Origin of the sequence: Micromonospora sp. CB01531 (assembly GCF_001905095.1) — a bacterium.
Classification (GTDB): Bacteria; Actinomycetota; Actinomycetes; order Mycobacteriales; family Micromonosporaceae; genus Micromonospora.
The window spans coordinates 92765-113984 of the sequence record NZ_LWLS01000002.1 but is presented as its reverse complement, the minus strand read 5'-3'; the positions used below and the strand labels follow the sequence as shown (position 1 = coordinate 113984).

General features: G+C 71.8%; 18 protein-coding genes, 1 tRNA gene and 1 other RNA gene. 15 read left to right on the top strand and 5 right to left on the bottom strand.

All coding sequences use genetic code 11. From position 1 onward, the window contains the following. The first annotated feature begins 120 nt into the window (after positions 1–120). Positions 121–771 carry a ribosome hibernation-promoting factor, HPF/YfiA family gene (hpf, locus tag A6A27_RS03000; RefSeq protein WP_073832803.1) on the top strand — a complete coding sequence of 217 codons (651 nt, stop codon included), beginning with the start codon at positions 121–123 and terminating at the stop codon, positions 769–771. A 79-nt stretch (positions 772–850) separates the two neighbouring features. On the opposite strand, the gene A6A27_RS02995 is transcribed toward hpf, so the two are convergent. Further along, positions 851–1966 (bottom strand): GNAT family N-acetyltransferase, encoded by a 1116-nt coding sequence (locus A6A27_RS02995; protein ID WP_073832802.1) that lies wholly within the window; start codon positions 1964–1966, stop codon positions 851–853. Beyond that, positions 1963–3120: a GNAT family N-acetyltransferase gene (locus A6A27_RS02990; RefSeq protein WP_073832801.1), complete on the bottom strand. Its 1158-nt coding sequence runs from the start codon at positions 3118–3120 to the stop codon at positions 1963–1965. The genes A6A27_RS02995 and A6A27_RS02990 overlap by 4 nt, the downstream gene beginning before the upstream one ends. A 169-nt stretch (positions 3121–3289) precedes the next feature. Between A6A27_RS02990 and secA the strand changes: the two genes are divergently transcribed. Both secA and A6A27_RS02980 read left to right on the top strand, forming a co-directional pair. Beyond that, the gene (gene secA / locus A6A27_RS02985; RefSeq protein WP_073832800.1) at positions 3290–6208 is read left to right on the top strand and encodes a preprotein translocase subunit SecA; all 2919 of its coding nucleotides are present in this window, start codon (positions 3290–3292) and stop codon (positions 6206–6208) included. 311 nt (positions 6209–6519) lie between these two features. After that, the gene (locus tag A6A27_RS02980) at positions 6520–7029 is read left to right on the top strand and encodes a DUF6912 family protein (RefSeq protein WP_073832799.1); all 510 of its coding nucleotides are present in this window, start codon (positions 6520–6522) and stop codon (positions 7027–7029) included. Between the two features lie 15 nt (positions 7030–7044). Here A6A27_RS02980 and A6A27_RS02975 read toward each other — a convergent pair whose 3' ends face one another. Then, on the bottom strand, positions 7045–8067 hold the full coding sequence (locus tag A6A27_RS02975) for a hypothetical protein (RefSeq protein WP_073832798.1): 1023 nt from the start codon (positions 8065–8067) through the stop codon (positions 7045–7047). Positions 8068–8595: 528 nt separating this feature from the next. Between A6A27_RS02975 and pruA the strand changes: the two genes are divergently transcribed. The 10 genes from pruA (at position 8596) to A6A27_RS02925 (ending at position 17322) form a co-directional block, all read left to right on the top strand. Then, a complete protein-coding gene (gene pruA, locus A6A27_RS02970; protein ID WP_073832797.1) occupies positions 8596–10224 on the top strand; it encodes an L-glutamate gamma-semialdehyde dehydrogenase in 1629 nt (542 codons plus the stop codon). Positions 10225–10400: 176 nt separating this feature from the next. Beyond that, positions 10401–10919, top strand: a complete 519-nt coding sequence (locus A6A27_RS02965) for a PadR family transcriptional regulator (protein WP_073832796.1) — start codon at positions 10401–10403, stop codon at positions 10917–10919. 62 nt (positions 10920–10981) lie between these two features. Then, on the top strand, positions 10982–12103 hold the full coding sequence (gene prfB / locus A6A27_RS02960; protein ID WP_073832795.1) for a peptide chain release factor 2: 1122 nt from the start codon (positions 10982–10984) through the stop codon (positions 12101–12103). 118 nt (positions 12104–12221) lie between these two features. Then, the gene (gene ftsE, locus A6A27_RS02955; protein ID WP_073832794.1) at positions 12222–12902 is read left to right on the top strand and encodes a cell division ATP-binding protein FtsE; all 681 of its coding nucleotides are present in this window, start codon (positions 12222–12224) and stop codon (positions 12900–12902) included. A gap of 73 nt (positions 12903–12975) precedes the next feature. Continuing rightward, positions 12976–13851: a permease-like cell division protein FtsX gene (ftsX, locus tag A6A27_RS02950; RefSeq protein WP_073832793.1), complete on the top strand. Its 876-nt coding sequence runs from the start codon at positions 12976–12978 to the stop codon at positions 13849–13851. A gap of 129 nt (positions 13852–13980) precedes the next feature. Continuing rightward, complete coding sequence (smpB, locus tag A6A27_RS02945; protein WP_073832901.1) at positions 13981–14460, top strand: SsrA-binding protein SmpB; 480 nt, start codon at positions 13981–13983, stop codon at positions 14458–14460. 104 nt (positions 14461–14564) lie between these two features. After that, positions 14565–14940: a transfer-messenger RNA gene (gene ssrA / locus A6A27_RS02940) on the top strand. An 89-nt stretch (positions 14941–15029) separates the two neighbouring features. Continuing rightward, positions 15030–15683, top strand: coding sequence for a hypothetical protein (locus A6A27_RS02935; RefSeq protein WP_143193836.1), 654 nt, complete (start codon positions 15030–15032; stop codon positions 15681–15683). A gap of 124 nt (positions 15684–15807) precedes the next feature. Next, positions 15808–16278: a hypothetical protein gene (locus A6A27_RS02930; RefSeq protein ID WP_073832791.1), complete on the top strand. Its 471-nt coding sequence runs from the start codon at positions 15808–15810 to the stop codon at positions 16276–16278. A 39-nt stretch (positions 16279–16317) separates the two neighbouring features. Beyond that, positions 16318–17322: a hypothetical protein gene (locus A6A27_RS02925; protein WP_073832790.1), complete on the top strand. Its 1005-nt coding sequence runs from the start codon at positions 16318–16320 to the stop codon at positions 17320–17322. Between the two features lie 3 nt (positions 17323–17325). On the opposite strand, the gene mdlC is transcribed toward A6A27_RS02925, so the two are convergent. Together mdlC and A6A27_RS02915 are read right to left on the bottom strand one after the other, a co-directional pair. Continuing rightward, the gene (mdlC, locus tag A6A27_RS02920; protein WP_073832789.1) at positions 17326–18921 is read right to left on the bottom strand and encodes a benzoylformate decarboxylase; all 1596 of its coding nucleotides are present in this window, start codon (positions 18919–18921) and stop codon (positions 17326–17328) included. Between the two features lie 141 nt (positions 18922–19062). Next, entirely contained in the window at positions 19063–19866 is an 804-nt protein-coding gene (locus A6A27_RS02915) for an S-methyl-5'-thioadenosine phosphorylase (protein WP_073832788.1), read from the bottom strand. A 152-nt stretch (positions 19867–20018) separates the two neighbouring features. Here A6A27_RS02915 and A6A27_RS02910 point away from each other — a divergent pair, with 152 nt between their 5' ends. Both A6A27_RS02910 and A6A27_RS02905 read left to right on the top strand, forming a co-directional pair. Beyond that, entirely contained in the window at positions 20019–20609 is a 591-nt protein-coding gene (locus A6A27_RS02910) for a YqgE/AlgH family protein (RefSeq protein ID WP_073832900.1), read from the top strand. A gap of 83 nt (positions 20610–20692) precedes the next feature. Continuing rightward, a tRNA-Ala gene (locus tag A6A27_RS02905) sits at positions 20693–20765 on the top strand. Positions 20766–21220 lie beyond the last annotated feature (455 nt).

Sequence of the window (21220 nt, the reverse complement as noted above, 5' to 3'; positions counted from 1 at the left end):
CCCCGGCGGTGAAAGGAGGCGTAGCCGTACGCGACCGGTCGACGCCGAGGGGGGACCCTCCCAGGGCGCGTTGACCGGGGAAAAACCGGACCGAACGACCGTCCGAACAAGGGAGGTCACGTGGACATCGTGGTCAAGGGCCGTAACGTCGAAGTGCCGGACCATTACCGGGTACACGTAGCCGAAAAGCTCGCGAAGATCGAACGCTACGACCACAAGCTCATTCGCGTGGACGTCGAGTTGTTCCACGAGCGCAATCCGCGCCAAGCCGATCACTGCCAGCGGGTGGAGATCACCTGCGTCACGCGGGGCCCGGTGATCCGGGCCGAGGCCTGCACGAATGACTTCTACAGCGCGCTGGACGCGGCCATCGCCAAGTTGGACACCCGGTTCCGCCGGGCGGCCGACCGGCGCCGGGTGCACCGGGGGCGGCACGCGCCGATCTCCGTCGCCGCCGCCACCGCGGACCTGCCGGTCGCCGACCTCAACGGGCCGGGGCTGGCGGCGCTGAACGGTACCGGGACCGCCACCGCGGTCGCCGAACGGCCCGACGAGGACGGCTACGGGGAGTACGACAACCAGCCGTGGCACATCGCGCGGGAGAAGGTGCATCCCGCCGAACCGATGACCGTCGACGACGCCCTGTTCCAGATGGAACTGGTCGGCCACGACTTCTACCTGTTCCAGGACAAGGAGTCCGGGCGCCCCAGCGTCGTCTACCGTCGGCACGCCTACGACTACGGGATCATCTCCCTCGACACCGGACTCTGACCACCCCTTGTGACACCGGCCGAGGAGCCGCGGTGGGCAGCCATCGCGGCTCCTCGCGTCCCTGCCTCGGCCATGCCGCTCAGTGGGTCGGGAGTTCCGACGTGAGCATGCCGAAGACCAGGTCGTCGATCCGGCCGCCGTCCAGTCCGGGCAGCCGGCCGCGCAACAGCCCCTCTCGGCGGAAGCCCACCTTCTCCAGCACCCGGTGCGACGCGGTGTTCTCCGGCAGGGTCCCCGCGGTGAGCCGGGCGATTCCGGGGACGCCGAACGCCCAGCCGGCCAGCAGGCGTACCGCCCGGGTGGCGTAGCCACGCCCACGCCAGGCGGGCAGCAGCGCGTAGCCGACGCTCGCCTCGCCAGCCGCCCGGTCACTGTAGGACAGCCCGCAGCTGCCCACCGGTTCGCCGGTGGCCGCGTCGAGGATCAGCAGCCGGGCCAGGCTGCCGGTGAGCCAGGCGCTCTCCGCCAGCCGGCAGCGCCGTTCGATCGCGGCCCGGGTCGGCGGCACCGGCGGTGCCTGGTTGGCCACCACCTCCGGCCGCGTGTGCAGCCGGAACATCACGTCGGCGTCGTCCGGGCCGAGCCGGCGCAGGGCCACCAGGCCGTCGGTGAGCCAACCGTCGGGCAGGTCGGGCAGGAGCCGGGCGGCCGGACCGGGCGGGTCGTCGGCGAGGCGTACCCAGGCGAGCAGGTCGTGCCGGCCTCCCCCGCGGCTCGGGTTCCCCGCCCGGCGTACCCCCTCGTGGCGGAATCCGGCGGCCAGCGCGACCCGCTGGCTGGCGGTGTTCTCCTCGCTGGTGAGCAGTTCCAGGCGGGCGCAGCCGGCGGCGAAGGCCGACTCGGCCAGCGCCCGGGTGGCGGCCGTGGCGACGCCCCGCCCGCGGGCCCAGGGCGCGACCCAGTAGCCGATCTCCCACTGGCCGCGGGTCGGCACCGGTTGGCTCAGACCGATGCCGCCGAGCAGCCGGTCGGTGGCCGGGTCGGCGATGGCGTACGCGGCGCCGCCGGTGGCCCAGGCCGCGGGGGCGCCCTCGGTGATCCACCACCGGGCGCTCTGCTCGGTGTACGGGGCCGGCAGGCCGGAGATGCCCCGCTGGGTGACCGGATCCGCGCACGCGGCCACGGTGTCCGCCAGGTCGTCGAGGCGGAACGGCCGCAGCCGCACCCCGTTCGCCTCGATCGTCTCCGGCGTCACGCCAGATCCTGCGGGAGCAGCGCGGCCACCCAGACATCCGGGCGCTCGCCTCGCTGCTGGATGCCGCTGCGGGCGGTGCCCTCGAAGGCGAAGCCCGCCTTCTCGGCGACCCGGCGGGAGGCGGTGTTGCCCACGTTGGCCCGCCACTCGATCCGGGCCAGGCCGAGCGTGGTGAATCCCCAGGCGCAGAGTGCGGCCAGCGCGGCGGGCAGGTATCCCCGGCCGCGGGCGTGCGGGGCGGTCATGAAGCCGACGTCGGCGACGAGCGGGTCGGCGGGAGAGATCCGCAGGTCGATCGAGCCGGCGTACCGGTCCTCGGCGTCGGCGACGGCGTAGTTGGCCCCGGTGCCGCGGGCCCACGCCGCCCGGGCGACGTCGCGCAGGTAGCCGTCGGCGTGCTCTCGTTGGTAGGGGTGCGGGACGCTGGTCCAGCGGACGGTCTCCGCGTCCTGGCAGGTCGTCACGACCGTGTCGAGGTCGCGTTCCGCCATTGGGCGTAGCCGCAGTTCGGTGGCGCCCGCCGTGGCGAACAGGACGGGTTGCGGGCGGCCGAAGACGGCGGCCCGTCGGGCCGCGAGGGTGTCCGGGCCGGCTGGGCCGGGCTCGCCCGGGGCGGGTACCTCGCCGGGGAGCAGGGAGCCGAGCCAGCCCTCCGGGCGCCCGTCCACCGCCGGCTGTGCGAGCCGCAGCTCGCCCTCGATCCGGAAGCCGGCCCGCAGCGCCACCAGCCGGGAGGCGTGGTTGCCGATCTCGGCCTGCCAGATCAGCCGGCGCAGCTTGCCTACGTCGAAGGCCCAGCGGGCGACCGCCCGGGTGGCCCGGACCGCGACGCCCCGGCCCCGCGCCCACGGTGCGGTCCAGTAGCCGACCTCGGCGCTGCCCAGGCCCCGGTCGATCGAGACCAGTCCGCAGGAGGCGAGCAACTCGCCGGTGGCGGCGTCGCACACCGCGAACTCGGCACCGCTGCCGTCGGCCCAGGCCGCCGCGCTGCGCCGGGCGACGAAATCGAGCGCGTGTTCGGGCCGGTACGGGCGAGGTACGGTGGTCCAGCGCTGGATGTCCGGATCCTGGCAGGCGCGGTACACCGCGTCGGCGTCCTCCGCCCGCCAGGGTCGCAGCAGCAGGCCGTCCTCGACGATCTCCACGGGCTCCACCGGGCCATCGTGCCGGATCGTTCGCGTTCGGCGTAACCCGATTTGCGCCGGGTCAGCGCGCCAGTCAGGCGGTATGTCCGGTTCGCGGCCCTGGACCGTCGCCACCAGTGACCATCGCCGCGATGGAGCGCCTACGATGGTTCGAGACTGTCAAGGGGAGCGTTGATCCGTGTCGATTCTGGAAAAGGTCCTTCGCGCGGGCGAGGGCCGCATGGTGCGTCGACTCAAGGCGATCGCGGCCGCCGTCAACTCGATCGAGGACGACTACGTCAACCTCACCGACGACGAGCTGCGCGCGATGACCGACCAGTTCAAGGAGCGGCTCGACGACGGGGAGACCCTCGACGACCTGCTGCCCGAGGCGTTCGCGGTGTGCCGCGAGGCGGCCGCCCGGGTGCTCGGCCAGCGGCCCTACGACGTCCAGGTGATGGGCGGCGCGGCGCTGCACTTCGGCAACATCGCCGAGATGAAGACCGGTGAGGGCAAGACCCTGACCTCGGTCATGCCGGTCTATTTGAACGCGCTGTCCGGCAAGGGCGTGCACGTGGTCACGGTGAACGACTACCTGGCCCAGCGCGACGCCGCCTGGATGGGCCGGGTGCACGAGTTCCTCGGCCTCACCGTCGGCGTGGTGCTGCCCAACCGGCCGGCCAGCGAGCACCGGGCCGCCTACGAGTGCGACATCACCTACGGCACCAACAACGAGTTCGGCTTCGACTACCTGCGCGACAACATGGCCTGGTCGAGGGATGAGCTGGTGCAGCGCGGCCACTTCTTCTCGGTGGTCGACGAGGTCGACTCGATTCTCATCGACGAGGCCCGGACCCCGCTGATCATCTCCGGTCCGGCCGAGCACTCCGCCCGCTGGTACCAGGAGTTCGCCGCCGTGGTGGCCCGCCTGCAGCCGGGCACCGACGGCGAGGGCGACTACGAGGTCGATTACGCCAAGCGCACCATCGCCATCACCGAGCGCGGCGTGGCCAAGGTCGAGGACCGGCTCGGCATCGACAACCTCTACGAGTCGGTCAACACTCCGCTGGTCGGCTACCTCAACAACGCGATCAAGGCCAAGGAGCTCTACAAGCGCGACAAGGACTACATCGTCAGCGAGGGCGAGGTCCTGATCGTCGACGAGTTCACCGGCCGCATCCTGCACGGCCGTCGCTACAACGAGGGCATGCACCAGGCGATCGAGGCCAAGGAGGGGGTGGAGATCAAGCAGGAGAACCAGACCCTGGCCACCATCACCCTCCAGAACTACTTCCGCCTCTACGAGAAGCTCTCCGGCATGACCGGTACCGCCCAGACCGAGGCGGGCGAGTTCAACAAGGTCTACAAGGTCGGCGTCGTGACCATCCCGACGCACCGGCCGATGGTCCGGCAGGACCGGCCGGACGTCATCTACAAGACCGAGAAGGCCAAGTTCAACGCCGTGGTCGAGGACATCGCCGAGCGGCACGAGCAGGGCCAGCCGGTGCTCGTCGGCACGGTCTCGGTGGAGAATTCCGAGATCATCTCCCAGCTGCTGCGCCGCCGGGGCATCCCGCACTCCGTGCTGAACGCCAAGTTCCACGCCAAGGAGGCGGAGATCGTCGCCCAGGCCGGGCGCAAGGGCGCGGTCACCGTGGCCACCAACATGGCCGGCCGCGGTACGGACATCCTGCTCGGCGGCAACGCCGAGTTCCTCGCCGCCAACGAGCTGCGCCAGCGCGGCCTCGACCCGGTCGAGCAGCCGGAGGAGTACGCCAAGGCGATGGAGGAGGTCCTGCCCGAGTGGAAGCAGGCCTGCGACGCCGAGGCCGAGGAGGTGGCCGCCGCCGGCGGCCTCTACGTGCTGGGCACCGAGCGGCACGAGTCCCGCCGGATCGACAACCAGCTGCGTGGTCGCGCCGGCCGGCAGGGTGACCCGGGCGAGTCCCGCTTCTACCTCTCGCTCCAGGACGAGCTGATGAAGCGCTTCCGGGCCGGTGCCGTCGAGGCGGTGATGGAGCGCTTCAACATCCCCGAGGACGTGCCCATCGAGTCGAAGATGGTCACCCGCCAGATCAAGAGCGCGCAGGCCCAGATCGAGGGCCAGAACGCCGAGATCCGGAAGAACGTCCTCAAGTACGACGAGGTGATGAACAAGCAGCGCCAGGTGGTCTACGCCGAGCGCCTGCGGGTGCTCAACGGCGAGGACCTCTCCGACCAGGTCCGCAACATGATCGACGACGTGATCAACGCGTACGTCACGGGCGCCACCAGCGAGGGCTACGCCGAGGACTGGGACCTCGACCAGCTCTGGGCCAGCCTCAAGCAGCTCTACCCGGTGGGCGTCACCATCGACGAGCTGGAGGAGGAGGTGGGCTCCCGGGCCGGCCTCGACCAGGACTTCCTGCTCGCCCGCCTCAAGGAGGACGCGCACGGCGCGTACGACCGGCGCGAGGAGCAGCTCGGCGAGGACGCGGTACGCCAGCTCGAGCGGATGGTCCTGCTCCAGGTGATCGACCGCAAGTGGCGCGAGCACCTCTACGAGATGGACTACCTGCAGGAGGGCATCAGCCTGCGGGCGTACGCCCAGCGCGACCCGGTCATCGAGTACCAGCGCGAGGGCTTCGACATGTTCGCCACCATGATGGACGGCATCAAGGAGGAGACGGTCGGCTTCCTCTACAACCTGGAGGTGCAGGTCGAGGAGCCCGAGCCGGAGGCCGAGGAGGTGCAGCTGCTGGAGAAGCCGGTCGAGATCCGCGCCAAGGGCCTCAACCGCGCGCCGCAGCAGCAGGGCCTGCAATACTCCGCGCCCGCCATCGACGGCGAGGCCGGCCGCGGCGCGCCGGCCATCGAGCGGGCCGACGAGCAGGCGCCGGCCCTGGGCATCGGCAACCCGGACAGCACCGCCCGGCCCGCCGCCCCGTCCGCCTCGGGCAAGCCCCGGCGCCCGGCGGCCGCGGGGATGAACGGGCAGGCGGTCGCCGCCAGCACCGCCCGCCGGGCCACCCCTGGCCAGGTGGATGCCGGCGAGGGTCCGTCCCGCAACGCGCCCTGCCCGTGCGGCTCCGGCCGCAAGTACAAGCGGTGCCACGGCGCCCCCAACGGCGGCAACTGAGCCCGCCCGCACCAGCGACGACGGGCCCCGGCCGAACGGCCGGGGCCCGTCCCCGTCCGTGGCCCAGCAATTGCCTTGATCGACTCGCTTTGCGGCGGGTGGCGGTGTGCGGGCTGGTGGAGGGCGCGATGTCCGGCATCCCGAGTCGATCGCGCACGTCCGGGGGCCGGGTTTGCGGCGATCCGGTCGGCGGACACACCGGCGAGGAACTTCTCCCGGGCGGGTGCGAGGTGTATGACGGTCACGGCGTACGGCATGATCGGCGCCCGGGGCCGGCGTCCGCCGGCCGGGCTTGAGCAGGGGAGAGACCGGTGACCGACGAGCTTGTCCGGGTGTACGTGCCGGCGACCGTCCCGCTGCTGGCGCAACTGCGCGAGCAGGGCCTCGCGGTCGGTGAGGCGCACGCGGTCACCCCGGAGCTGCGCGAGTGGTACGCCGAGGGCGACGAGGAGGAGTTGGAGTACGTCGCCTTCACCCGGGCCGCCCAGGACGCGCTGCTGTTGCTCCGGGCCGACCCGGGCGCGCCCCGCCGGCGGGTGGTGGTCTCGGTGGACCTGCCGGCCCGCGCGGTCGGCCGGGTCGGCGGCGAGTTGGGGTCCAGCCTGGTCCGGCTCGACGGGCCGGTGCCCGTCAAGGCGGTCGCCGCGATCCACGTGGACGGCGCGGAGGCGGTCGACGACGTGGCGGCCGCTGCCGAGGTGGTGGTCGAGGCGCAGGCCGGTGACCCGGACGCCCAGTTCACCGTCGACGGTGCCGAGGACCACGAGCTGGAGTGGTATGACGTGACCGAGCTGGACCTGCTGCTGCGCGCGGTCTCCTGACCCGCACCCCGGGGGTCAGGCGGCGACCTGCTCGTCCTCCTCGACGGTGCGTGGCCCGAGGGTGCGGCCGAACGCGATGAGCGTGGTGAGTGCCCCGACGAAGAGCACCCAGATGCTGTTGTCGAGGCGGGAGGTGCCGAGGGAGGTCTGGGCCACCTGGTCCGCCTCGCTGAGCGCGGCGGCCAGGTTGAGCAGGTCGCGCCCGCCGATCCGGATGATCACTTCGGTGAGCAGCAGGAGGAGGCCCGGCCCGGCCCCGGCGACCAGGTACGCGGGCCAGCGCAGCTGCACGGATTCGCCCCGGCGGGCGGCGCGGCGGCGGGCCCAGGTGAGGTAGCCGAACGCCACCAGGCCGGCGATCAGCCCGGCGAGCAGCGACTCGGTGCGGGACACCCACTTCGCGGCGTCGAGCATCGACTGCTGGGTGTCGCCGGCACCGAACAGGTCGGACAGCGGGTCCCGGGTGCGGCTGAACAGCACCACGAAGACCTGCGCGGCCAGCGTCGCGCTGGCGAGCCCGCCCACCACCCGGGCGTTGCGGGCGCCGGCCAGCGCGCCGCCGATGATCGCCGCCGCCGCGGTGGTGCCGGCGATGGTGTTGGTGGTCGCGTTGTCGGCGTAGGTGAGGTTGATCGCGACCGCGGCGGCGAATCCGACCAACAGGCCGGTGCCGACGGCGGCGAGGAAGCGCAGGGTGGCCCGGCCGAGCGGGTTGGTCACCGCCAGGGCGACCGCGGCGCCGGCGACCAGCGCGGCGCAGATCACGCCGGGCAGCGCGTACGCGGAGAGGCTGATCGCGGTGACGCCGGCCGCGGCCGAGCTGATCGCGGCCCGGGTGGACCAGAGCATCGCGGCGAGCCAGCCGACCGTCAGCAGCGCCAGCACCACCGCGCCGGGGGCGTACGCCGGTCGTCCGGTGCCCTCCGGGGTGGCCGGCTCGTCGGCCGGGTCGGTGCTCGGCTGCTCCGGCTCGTCGGCCGGGTCGACCACGGGCTGGTCCGGCTCCGCAGCCGTGGAGCTGCCGGGCTGGTTGCTCATCGTGTTCCCTTCGACGGACGCCGGATCGGCCGCGACGGGCCGGGCAGGTCACCGGTCATCCAGGGTACGCGGCGTCTCGCGCGCCCTTCGGAACCCGCCCGCCGGTCGGTGCCGACCCCGGGCCGGCGCCCGCCAGCGGGTGGCAGCCGGACGCTCGACGGCGCCTGAGACGGGCGGGTGGGCCCGGCGCCGGGGCGGTGCCGACGGGGATCCGCGGCCTCCTCACCGCCCGGCCGACGACGCAGACCGCTGGTGACGGATCGTAGGCAGGAATGGTTGCGGGCTGAGGGATCGTCGGGGCGGAGGCGGTGGCTGCCTACGGTCCGGTGTGTGCCGGTGCGTCCGGGTGTCGGCTGCGGGCGGGGTTCGCCGGGGGCGGCGGGGGTGGAGCGGGGGGTGTCGCATGGAAGAATTGGCCGAGGTCCCGCCGCCGCACCGGTCCGCCGCGCGGTGCTCGGCACCCGGCCGCCCGGTCGGTGCCAGCGGGTCCGATTTCGCCACCGCCGTCGAGATCGCACAGGAGCCGTGATGGACGCCGTGTTCTCCGTACCCGAGCCGCGCAACGAGCCGGTCCACACCTACGAGCCCGGCAGCGCCGACCGAAAGCGGCTCCAGCGGCGGCTGACCGAGCTGGCCGCCGCGCAGATCGAGCTGCCGATGACCATCGCCGGTGAGCAGCGGATGGCCGGCGGTGACCCGATCAAGGTGGTCCAGCCGCACAAGCACGCCCACGTGCTCGGCATCACCGGGCACGCCACCCACGACGACGCCCGCGGCGCGGTCAAGGCCGCCAAGGACGCGGCCCCGATGTGGCGGGCGCTGCCGTTCGAGGAGCGGGCCGCGATCTTCCTGCGCGCCGCCGACCTGCTCTCCGGCCCGTGGCGGGACACGCTCAACGCGGCCACCATGCTCGGCCAGTCCAAGACGGTGGTCCAGGCCGAGATCGACTCGGCCTGCGAGTTCATCGACTTCCTCCGGTTCAACGTGCACTTCGCCCGCAAGCTGCTGGCGGAGCAGCCGATGTCCTCGCCGGGGGTGTGGAACCGCCTCGATCACCGGCCGCTGGAGGGCTTCGTCTACGCGGTCACCCCGTTCAACTTCACCGCGATCGCCGGCAACCTGCCGTCGGCGCCGGCCCTGCTCGGCAACACGGTGGTCTGGAAGCCGGGCCCGACCCAGCAGTTCGCCGCGCACTTCACCATGCGGCTGTTCGAGGCGGCCGGGCTGCCGCCCGGCGTCATCAACATGGTCACCGGGCGCGGCGAGGAGGTCTCCGACGTGGTGCTCGCCGACCCGGACCTGGCCGGCATCCACTTCACCGGGTCGACCAAGGTGTTCCAGCACCTGTGGCGGACGGTCGGCGAGAACATCGCCCGCTACCGGGGCTACCCGCGGCTGGTCGGCGAGACCGGCGGCAAGGACTTCGTGGTCGCGCACGCCAGCGCGGACGTGGACGCCCTGCACACCGCGCTGATCCGGGGCGCCTACGAGTACCAGGGCCAGAAGTGCTCGGCCGCGTCGCGGGCGTACGTCCCGCGGTCGATCTGGGAGGGTGGGCTGCGGGACCGGCTCGCCGCCACCGCCGACTCGCTGGCGTACGGCGACGTCACCGACTTCCGCAACTTCGGCGGCGCGGTCATCGACGACAAGGCGTTCGGCCGGCACCAGGCCGCGCTGGAGCTGATCAGCGGCGACGACACCTGCCGGGTCCTGGCTGGCGGCACCGCCGACGACTCGGTCGGCTACTTCGTCCGGCCGACGCTGTTCGAGTGCTCCGACTCCGCACACGAGACCTTCACCACCGAATACTTCGGGCCGATCCTGGGCGTGCACGTCTTCGAGGACGCCCGGTTCGACGAGGTGGTCGCCCAGGCCGAGGCGATTGCCCCGTACGCGCTGACCGGGGCGATCTTCGCGACCGACCGTCGGGTGGTCGACCAGGTGGCCGAGAAGATGCGGTACGCGGCCGGCAACTTCTACATCAACGACAAGCCGACCGGTGCGGTGGTCGGGCAGCAGCCTTTCGGCGGCGCCCGGGCCAGCGGCACCAACGACAAGGCCGGCTCCTGGCACAACCTGGTCCGCTGGATGTCGCCGCGGACGATCAAGGAGACCTTCGTTCCGCCGACCGACCACGCGTACCCGCACATGGGCTGACCTGCTGATGGTCGCCGGTGGCGCACGGAGCGTCACCGGCGGCCGGCCGGCCGGGGGAGGGTGTGGGCGTCCCCGGCGGACTGTCGTCGGCCGACAGTGCACATCGGACGACCCAACGGGTGGCGAAAACCGGAAATCCTGGACGCCGGGTCGGGCAAAGTGGCAGCTTAGAGGGCATGGCGGAATCCGGAGTCAACCCGACGGCCGCGGCCCTGCTGGGTCTGCTGCACGAAGGACCGATGACAGGCGGCCAGCTGATGGCCGCCGCTGAGCGGCGGCTGGCGCCGTACTGGTCAATGACCCGCAGCCAGGTCTACCGGGAGCTTCCGGTGCTGGCCGAGAAGGGGCTGGTGCGGCTCGGCAAGCCCGGGCCGCGGATGAGCCAGCCGTACGGGCTCACCGCGGCCGGGAAGCGGACATTCTCCCGCTGGCTGGCGGAGAACCCCGGGCGGGACACGATTCGTAACCCGACCGCGTTGCGGATCGCGTTCGGCGACCTGCACTCGCCGAGCCAGCTCAAGAACCTCTACGCCTCGGCGAACGAGTACCACTCCGAGGCCCTCGCGGCGGCGCGTGAGCAGGTCAAGAACGCCAAGAAGGACGGCGAGGCGTACGACGCCAGCGCGCTGGAGTTCGCCGTCGCGTACCACAAGGCGGCGCTGTCCTGGCTCAAGTCCGCCCCGGTCGGCGGATGACCAGCGCGGGTAGAGGCATCTGAGGTGAGCGGACGCCGAGCGGCCAAGTACGCTTGTCTGTCGTGACCGCTGCCGACTACGCCGAACAGCTCAAGGAACTCGACGCCACCCTGCGCAACATCGAGGCCGTCCTCGATCTCGACAAGCTGCGCGAGCAGAAGGGCCGCCTGGAGCAGGAGGCCTCCGCGCCCGACCTCTGGGACGACCAGGCCAAGGCGCAGCAGGTGACGTCGCAGCTGTCGTACGTCAACGGCGAGATCAACAAGCTCTCCGACCTCCGCGCCCGGCTGGATGACGCCGGCGTGCTGCTGGAACTGGCCCAGGCCGAGTCCGACCCGGGCACGCTCGCCGAGGTCGAGGTGGAGATCACCGGGCTGACCAAGGCCATCCAGGAGATGGAGGTGCGGACCCTGCTCTCCGGGGAGTACGACTCCCGGGAGGCGCTGGTCGCGATCCGGGCCGGCGCGGGTGGTGTGGACGCCGCGGACTTCGCCGAGATGCTGCTGCGGATGTACCTGCGCTGGGCCGAGCGGCACGGCTACCCGACCGAGGTCTACGAGACCTCGTACGCCGAGGAGGCGGGTCTCAAGTCGGCCACCTTCACCGTCAAGGTGCCCTACGCGTACGGCACGCTGAGCGTCGAGTCCGGCACCCACCGGCTGGTCCGGATCAGCCCGTTCGACAACCAGGGGCGGCGGCAGACCAGCTTCGCCGGCGTCGAGGTGCTGCCGGTCGTCGAGCAGACCGACCACATCGAGATCCCCGAGAACGAGATGCGGATCGACGTCTACCGGTCCTCCGGCCCGGGCGGGCAGAGCGTCAACACCACCGACTCGGCGGTGCGGATCACCCACATCCCGACCGGCATCGTGGTCACCTGCCAGAACGAGAAGTCGCAGCTGCAGAACAAGGCCTCCGCGCTGCGGGTGCTCCAGGCCCGGCTGCTGGAGCGCAAGCGCCAGGAGGAGCAGGCCAAGCTCCAGGGCCTGAAGACCGACGCCGCTGGCTCGTGGGGCGACCAGATGCGCTCGTACGTCCTGCACCCGTATCAGATGGTGAAGGATCTGCGTACCGAGCAGGAGACGGGCAATCCGTCCTCGGTGTTCGACGGTGAGCTGGACAGCTTCATCGAGGCCGGCATCCGGTGGCGTAAGCAGCAGCAGCTCAGCGCTGACGGTGCGTGATCGGCCTCCGACGGAACGCGTCGTCGATCTCTGTGTGACCGGGTGAATCGATGACGCGACTCGCTTCGGCGGGGCGTGGGGCTTGGCTCGCCAGTTACACCGCGTAGACTCTCGACCCGTGATTCAGCTTGAGCAAGTGACGAAGACGTACCCGAAGGCGTCCCGGCCTTCGCTCGACAACGTGTCCGTCTCGATTGAGAAGGGCGAGTTCGTCTTCTTCATCGGTCCATCCGGCTCCGGCAAGTCCACGATCATCAAGATGCTGCTGCACGAGGTCACCCCCAACAAGGGGCGGGTCGTCGTCAACGGCAAGGACGTCACGTCGATGCGCTCCTGGAAGCGACCCCACTTCCGGCGCTCCATCGGCTGCGTCTTCCAGGACTTCCGCCTGCTGCCGAACCGCACCGCCTACGAGAACGTGGCGTTCGCGCTGGAGGTGATCGGCAAGACCAAGGCGGTCGCCCGCCGGGTCGTTCCGGAGGTGCTGGAGCTGGTCGGCCTCGGTGGGAAGGAGCACCGCTACCCCCACGAGCTCTCCGGTGGTGAGCAGCAGCGGGTCGCGGTGGCCCGGGCGTTCGTGAACCGGCCGCTGATCCTGCTGGCGGACGAGCCCACCGGAAACCTCGACCCGGACACGTCGATCGAGATCATGCGCCTGCTGGACCGGATCAACCGCACCGGCACGACCGTCGTGATGGTCACACACGACTCCAACATCGTGAACCAGATGCGCCGTCGCGTCATCGAGATCGAGAGCGGCCGCATCGTGCGCGACCAGGCTCGCGGCGTCTACGGCTGAGCCGTCGCCCCGCTGACGATCCGTAGATCCTGACGACGAACACCTCACGCCGGAGAGCCGGAGGAATTTCCCGATGCGGATGAAGTACGTCCTTTCCGAGGTACTGGTCGGACTGTGGCGCAACGTCACCATGACCATCGCGATGATCATCACGATGGGTGTGTCGCTGTTCATGCTGGGTGGTAGCGGCCTTCTGTACCAGAAGGTCGGCGACATGAAGGACCTCTACTACGAGAACGTCCAGGTCTCGATCTTCCTGAAGACCGACGTCAACGACCAGCAGCGAGGCGACCTCGAGGCCAAGCTGAAGTCCGACCCGCTGGTCAAGGAGGTCACCTACGTCGACAAGACGGAGGCGTACAAGCGCTTCCAGGAGATGTTCCAGGACGCGCCCGACCTGATCAGCGCGGTCAAGGAGGACAGCCTGCCGCCGTCGTTCCGGATCAAGCTGAACAACCCGGAGCAGTACAAGAGCATCTACGACGAGTACAAGACCGCCGAGGGGATCGACACGATCGTCGACCAGAGCAAGCTCCTCGACAAGGTCTTCAACGTCCTCACCGGCATCCAGAACTTCGCGCTGGCCATCGCCGTGGTGATGGCGGTCGCCGCGTTGCTGCTGGTCGCGAACACCATCCAGGTCGCCGCGTACAGCAAGCGGCGCGAGGTCGCGGTCATGAAACTGGTCGGTGCCTCCAACTGGTTCATCCAGGCCCCGTTCGTGCTGGAGGCCATCGTCGCCGGCCTGATCGGTTCGTTCCTCGGCCTGCTGGCCCTGATCGGCCTGAAGGTCGTGGCCGCGGGCGGGTCGATGGCGGCCGTGGAGGGCCTGATCACGCCGGTCTCCTGGTCCGAGATCTTCCTGATGTTCCCGCTGATGGCCGGCGTCGGCGGCCTGGTCAGCGCGGTCACCGCCTGGGTCACGCTCCGCTTCTACCTGCGGGTCTAGTCAGCGCGACGGCTCTCCGAGGGCCCTCCCGCGCCGGAATAAACGGCGCGGGAGGGTCCTTGTCATTCGGGTAGCATGATCCCGCTCCGCGGCCGGTGGTCGCGGACGAGTGGAAGGGAGGTGGCGCCGATGCCACGGGAAAAGGGCCGCAAGGTGGTCGCCTCCAACAAGAAGGCGCGCCACGACTACGCCATCCTCGACACGTACGAGGCGGGCATGGCGTTGACCGGCACCGAGGTCAAGTCGCTGCGGGCCGGCCGGGCGTCGCTGGTCGACGCGTTCGCCCAGGAACGTGACGGCGAGCTCTACCTGCACGGCATGCACATCCCGGAGTACACCCAGGGCACCTGGACCAACCACGAGCCCCGGCGTACCCGGAAGCTGCTGCTCAAGCGGCTGGAGATCGACCGGCTGATCGGCAAGACCCAGGAGAGCGGTCTCACCCTGGTGCCGTTGCAGGTCTACTTCTCCGACGGCTGGGCGAAGGTGGAGATCGGCGTGGCCCGGGGCAAGAAGGCGTACGACAAGCGCCAGGACCTTGCCAAGCGGGACGCCGACCGGGAGATGGCCCGGGCGGTCGGCCGGCGCGGTAAGGGCATGAACGACTGATCCATCCCTTGGCGTCCGGATCCATGATCCGGCCGCCCTCGGGATGAATCCGGTTGTGGCAGGCGTTAGGCTTGGTGGTGCTGCCGACAGGGGCAGCCCGTCGAGGGGGTGACTGGTTTCGACTTCGTACGTTGCGGCAGGGGAAGCGAGCCGAGGAAGCCGACGTCGTCTCGTGAATCGGTCGTCGGAAACCAATAAGCGCCAAGAACAATCGCGCTGACTTCGCTCTCGCCGCCTGAGGCGAGTAGCAAGTCTGTCGGCCTGGGAGCGCCTTCGACCCAGTTAGCCGGCATCAGCTAGAGGGCTGGCCAATCGGACCCGGTCGCGGGGTCCGTGCGGCGAGATCAATCAGCGACTGGGCCCGTCACACCGACTCGCTCGCGTGATCGGAGGGGCCGAGTAGAGGCACAGCGAGCTGCGCTCGGAGAAGCCCTGACAAGGCGGCGAAGGACCCGGGTTCGATTCCCGGCACCTCCACCACCTGACCTGTGCGCCCCGGTCCACCCGGACCGGGGCGCACAGTCGTCTCCGGCCCCCTTTGGCCGCCGGCATCTATGCTGCCGCGTGTGATGAACGAGAAGGTCCGGCTCTCCGTGGGCGCCGCGCCCGGCCAGCGCGCCTTCGCGGCGGTGGTGGGTGTCCTGTGCACCGCCTTCGGGGCGGTGTTCGTGCTGCTGCCGGTCTTCGCCGACCAGTTGCTGCGCCGGATGACCGGCTACGGTGATCCCTTCCCCTCGTACGACGAGGCGCGGGACCTGCCGCCCGACATGCTCCCACCGGCGCTGAACGACAGCGCTCCGGCAGGGCCGGTCCGGTTCGTCGGGCTCTGCGGCCTGCCGATCGTGCTGCTCGGCCTCTACCTGCTGCTGCGGGTGCTGCGTACCGCCGCCTGGCTGGAGGGGACCCGGGCCTCCGTACGCGGCGCGCTCGCCACCCGCACCGTCGACCTGGCCACCGCCGAGGTGCGGGGCGGGGCGGTCGCCTACCGGGGCGGCAACGACGCGGTGCTGCGGGTGCCGACCGTGGTCGCGCGCGACCGGGAGACCGGCCGACAGGTCACCATCCCGTTGCAGGGCATGGGGCTGGACACCCTGCCGCCGTACGAGCTGCGGGCGCTCGCCGACGCGATCACCGCCGGCCGGCCCGACCAGGGCCGGGACGCCGACGCGCACGTCCTGGCCGGTCAGCTCCGCGACATGGCGGGCAATCCGCTGGGTCGGTGAGGCGTTTGGGACGGCTGGGGCCGCTGGGGCGAATGGGACAGATGAGGCACCGGGTCACTCTGGACAGCCCGCCCGACCAGGTCCACCATCGCTGTACGCGGAAGCGCAGCAGCGGGAGGTGCCCATGGTCACCGGTCCGATCCAGCAGCCGTCCACCGTCGCCGCGGCGGGCCGACCGCCCGCCGCGCGCCAGCCGGGACCCGCGCTCCCCGGCGACCTGCACGCCCTCGCCCGGGTGCTCGCCGGGCCGGCCGAGCAGCCGCGCTGGCGGGAGCATCTGGTCGTCCAGCTCGGCCCGGTCCGGCGCGGTTTCGCCGAGCACGTCCGGCTCACCGAGGGCCCCAGTGGCCTCTACGCCGAACTGCTCCTCCAGGCGCCCCGGCTGGACCGGGGGGTACGCCGGCTGACCCACGAGCACGCCGCCATCGCCGCGGCGCTCCTCGCCCTCCAACACGCCGTCGAGCTGCCTGGCGTGCCCGCCGAGGAGCTGCGCGAACGGGTCGGGCACCTGCTGCGGGCCCTCGACCGGCACCGGCAGCGGGGCGCGGATCTGCTCTGGGAGGCGTACCAGACGGACCTGGGCGGGGAGACCTGACCAGCGGAACCGTGGGCAGGGGCGCGCCGTCCAACCGGCATGCGTCGCACGATCGCTCTGCTGGGGTTGCCGCTTCTGCTCCTCGCCGGCTGTGCCGCGCCCGGCTCCGCTCCTGCCAGGCCGTCGGTCGATCCTCTCGACCACCGCTGGGAGGCGTTCCACCAGCGGGCTGGCGAGGTGGCCGACGCCTGGCGGCCGGGCGAGGTGTGGCGCAGCGGCTACGTGCCGCTCGAGGACGCCACCGTGTTGACCGGGGAGCCGGGCTTCACCGGCGACACCAAGCAGGCGTTCCTCCTCGGCTGGTACCGGGACCAGATCGCCCTGCCCACCGCCACGCCGGCCGACGGGACGATCCGGTTCCCCGACGGCACCCTGCAAGCGCCGCTGATCAGCGCCGCCGACGCGTACGCACAGCTCCACCAGGGGGACCCGCCGACGTGCGACGGGCGGCCGATGGCGCCGCCCACCACCGGGCCGGGGCGGCTCAAGGACGGCGGGCCGACCATCGAGCCGGGACCGGACGGCCTGCTGCCCACCCGCCCGGGGCCGGACAGCCCGGTCGCCACCCACGTGGACACCCCCTGCATTCCGCTGACGGTCACCGGGGTGAAGCTGGGCAGCGCCTCGGTGCGGACCAGCCGGGGCGTGGCCGAGGTGCCGGCCTGGCTGTTCACCGTGGCGGAACTGCGGGTGCCGGTGGCCCGGCTGGCGGTCGCGCCGCGCGCGGTCGGCGCCGAGCCGGAGGCCGTGGCGCCCACCCGGCCGCTGCCCGACGGGGTGGTGGCCGTGCAGACCCTCGACGCCGTGGACGGCGCCCGCCTGGATTACCGGGTTGGGGTGGGCGCGTGCGACAGCGGCGTCACCCCGCTGGTGCTGGAGCGGGACGACGTGGTGGTGCTCGGCGCCGGGGTGGTCCGGTCGACCGGGATCTGCACGGCGCAGCTGGAGCTGAAACCGGTGAGCGTCACCCTGAAGGCGCCCCTGGGTGCCCGGACGGTGCTCGACGTGGGCAGCGGCACCGCCCTCACCCTGGTACGGCGGTGACGCTCACAGGATCCGGGGCAGCTCGGTGCTGATCGGCGCCGGCAGCACCGTCGGCCGGTCGGCGACCAGGGCCGCGTCGAGCGCCTCCCCGAGCCGGTCCAGCGGGTCCACCACGGCGGACGCGCAGCCGTAGCCGTGGGCGATCGCGGCGACGTCCAGCCCGGGCAGGTCCAGCGCGGGCACCCCCGGGGTGTGCTTCAGCTCGGCGAACGCCTTGAGGATGGCGTACTGGTGGTTGACCGGGACCACCACGGCGAGCGGCAGGCGCAGCTGCGCGGCGGTCCACAGCGCCTGCACGGAGTAGTGGAAGGAGCCGTCGCCGACCACGGCCACGACCGGCCGGCCGCGGCCGGTGTCCCGTTCGGCCAGGGCGATCCCGACCGCTGCCGGCAGCCCGAACCCGAGGCCGCCGCTGGCCATGGTGAAGTACGACCGGGGCCGGTTGATCCGCAGCCGGCGGCGCAGCGCGGCCAGGTTGGACGGTGACTCCTGCACCAGCACCCCGTCGGCCGGCCAGTGCCGGGCCAGCGCGGCGAAGAGCCCGTCGGCGCTCGGCGGGCTGGTCGCCTCCGGCGTCTCCGGCTCCGTCCGGGTCGATGGCGCTGGCCGGTCCGCCGGCGGCAGCAGCTCCAGCAGGCCCGCAAGGGCCAGCCCGGCGTCGCCGAGCAGGCTCTCCCCGACCGGGGCGCGGGCCGACTCGTCCGGGTCGTCGGTGACGTGCAGCAGCCGGGCATCGTCCGGCAGGTAATCGCCCGGCACGTGCGGGTAGTAGCGGAACACCGGCGCGCCGACCACCAGCACCGTGTCGTGTCCGCGCAGTGCCCCGGCGAGTGGGCCGATCGCGTACGGCAGGACCCCCCGGAAGTGCGGGTGGTCCTCGGGGAAGACGGCCCGCTCCGGGGCCGGGGCGGCCCAGACCGGGGCGGCCAGCCGCTCGGCGAGCGCCACGGCCGCCGGCCAGGCGTCGGCCCGGTCCACCGCCGCGCCGAGCACGAGCACCGGGGCGCGGCTGGCCGCGAGGGTGGCGGCGAAGCCGTGCAGCCGGTCCGGGTCCGGGGCGGTCCGGGTGGCCACCGTCCGGACCTGCGGGGGCGGATCGGTGGGCTGGTTCCAGTCGTCCATCGGCACGGAGAGGAACACCGGCCCGGCGGGGGGCTGCACCGCCGTGGCGTACGCCCGCATGAAGGCCGCCGGAACGTCCTGCGCGCGGGCCGGCTCGTGGGCCCACTTGACGTACGGCTGGGTCAGCTCCGCCGCCCGCGGGCTGGCCAGCCGGGGTTCGAGCAGCAGCATCTCCCGGGTCTGCTGGCCGGCGCTGACGATCAACGGGGTCTTGTTGTGCCAGGCGGTGACGAGGTTGCCCATCCCGTTGCCGGTGCCCGGGGCGGTGTGCAGGTTGACGTGCGCGGGCCGGCCGGTGGCTTGGGCGTACCCGTCGGCCATGGCCACCGCCGCCGCCTCCTGCAGCGCGTGCACGTAGCGGAAGTCGGCGGGGAAGTCGCGGAGGAAGGGCTCCTCGGTGGAGCCGGGGTTGCCGAAGACGGTGGTCAGCCCCAGGGCGCGCAGCAGGTCGTACGTGGTGTCGCGGACCGTTGCCATCGCCGACTGCCCCCCGTCCCCCAACGGTGCGGGGAGACGGCTCGATGATCAGTTCCCCGACGAACCGAATCTATCCGGCGGTTGCCTGCTTTTCGGGCGCTTCCCGAGTCTCGTGGGGGCGGTGGCCGGGCCGGCCACCGGTCAGGGCAGCGGGAACGGCAGTTTGATCCCGTCGAGGGCGTTCCCGCACGGGCAGTCCCGCTCGGACGGCAGTGCGGCGACCGCATCCAGCAGCACTCCGCGCAGCCGGTCGGTGTTCTCGGCGAAGACCCGGAACACCTCCTCCTGGGTGACCGACTCACCGGCCGTCACGCCCGCGTCCAGGTCGGTGACCAGCGCGATCGACGTGTAGCAGAGGGCCAGCTCGCGGGCGAGCACGGCCTCTGGGTGGCCGGTCATGTTGACCACCGTGCCGCCGATCGAGGCGAACCAGCGCGACTCGGCCCGGGTGGAGAAGCGCGGCCCCTCGACCACCACCACCGTCCCGCCGTCCACCGCCGGCACGTCCCGCCCGGCCGCCGCGTCGAGCAGCGTCCGCCGGCCCACGGGGCAGTAGGGGTCGGCGAACGAGACGTGCACGGCGCCCTGGTCGTAGTAGGTCTGGGTGCGCCCGCTGGTGCGGTCGACGAGCTGGTCCGGCACCACGAAGGTGCCCGGGCCCAGCTCGGGGCGCAGCCCGCCGACAGCGCAGGGGGCGAGCACCTGGCGCACGCCGAGGGAGCGCAGCGCCCAGAGGTTCGCCCGGTACGGGATCAGGTGCGGCGGGTAGCGGTGGTCGCGTCCGTGCCGGGGCAGGAACGCCACCCGGCGACCGCCCACCTCGGCGATGGTGACCGCGTCCGACGGTGCTCCGTACGGCGTCTGCAGGACGTGTTCGGTGGCGCCGTCGAGCAGGGCGTAGAGGCCCGACCCACCGATCACCGCCAGCTCGGCCGTTGGACCCATCGGTGCTCCCTCGATCCTGTCGCGATCACCCGCCCGTCAGACCTTAGTCAGCGGGCGAGCCGCAGGCTAATGTGCGTGGCATGGTGTTGACCGCGCGGATGGTCGGCGACGTCGGATGCGCCACACGGGCGTACGGCTGACGGGTGTCGGACATGCAGGGTGAGGGACAGGCGATCGGTGGCCGAGCCATGGAGTCCATGACCGGGCGGCTGCTGGTCGCGACTCCGGCGCTGAAGGACCCGAACTTCGACCGTACGGTCGTGCTGCTGGTCGCTCATGAGGCCAGCGGCGCCCTCGGCGTGGTGCTGAACCGGGCCACCGAGGTGCCGGTCGCCGATGTCCTCGGCGACTGGAGCGACCTGGCCCGGGACCCGGCGGTGCTCTTCGAGGGCGGCCCGGTGCAGCCCGACTCGGCCATCTGCCTGGCCCGGATGCGCCACCCGGTCAAGCCAGTGAAGGGCTTCCACCGGGTGTCCGGCGCGGTGGGCACCATCGACCTCTCCGTCGACCCCGAGCGGCTGCGCGAGGCAATCGGCGGGATCCGGGTCTTCGCCGGGTACGCCGGCTGGGGCGCCGGCCAGCTCGAGCGTGAGATCGAGGAGGAGTCCTGGTTCGTCCTCGACGCCCTGCCCGGGGACGCGTTCGTCGACCGGCCCGACGACCTCTGGCCCATGGTGCTGCGCCGGCAGGGCGGCATGATGGCGGCGGTGGCCCACTTCCCGCCGGACGTGGCGCTGAACTGAGCGGCGGGTACCCCGCGAGATGACCATGCCGGCCGGCGTGTGTATAGTTCTCTGCGTGCCCGGGCGACCGGGGACGACCGCAAGGGGCCGTGGCGCAGCTGGTAGCGCACCACACTGGCAGTGTGGGGGTCAGGGGTTCGAGTCCCCTCGGCTCCACTTGCGTTTACGCAGGTAAACCGGCATCAGTCATCGACTGGTGTCGGTTTTTTGCGATCTTTGGTCACAGGACCGCCCCACACTGGCCACCTCAAATGCCGAGAGAGGTGACGGCGAAAGCGGCCTCTACCTGCCGATTTGGGCCGTCCGCGTCCTTCCGAGCGGCTTGAGGCGAAAATGTGGGGCGCATTGGTGGTGACGGGCGATGTCGCCGAGTCCATGGCTCGGGACCCGTCCTCGTAGCACGTCGGCGACCCGGCATAGCGTCCACCAGCCCTCATACCGGTCACCGAGCTTGGACGCTGCTCCGCCTGGCAGTGACGACACCGACCCTCCACTCTGTCTTGGTACGAGTATGGGTCGCCGGTCTGACATCTAGGCGTAGCCACGGCCATGAACCAACGTCGACCGGTAGGCCGGGTCGCGACAGTAGGCGTTCCGGTCGTGCCGAGGGC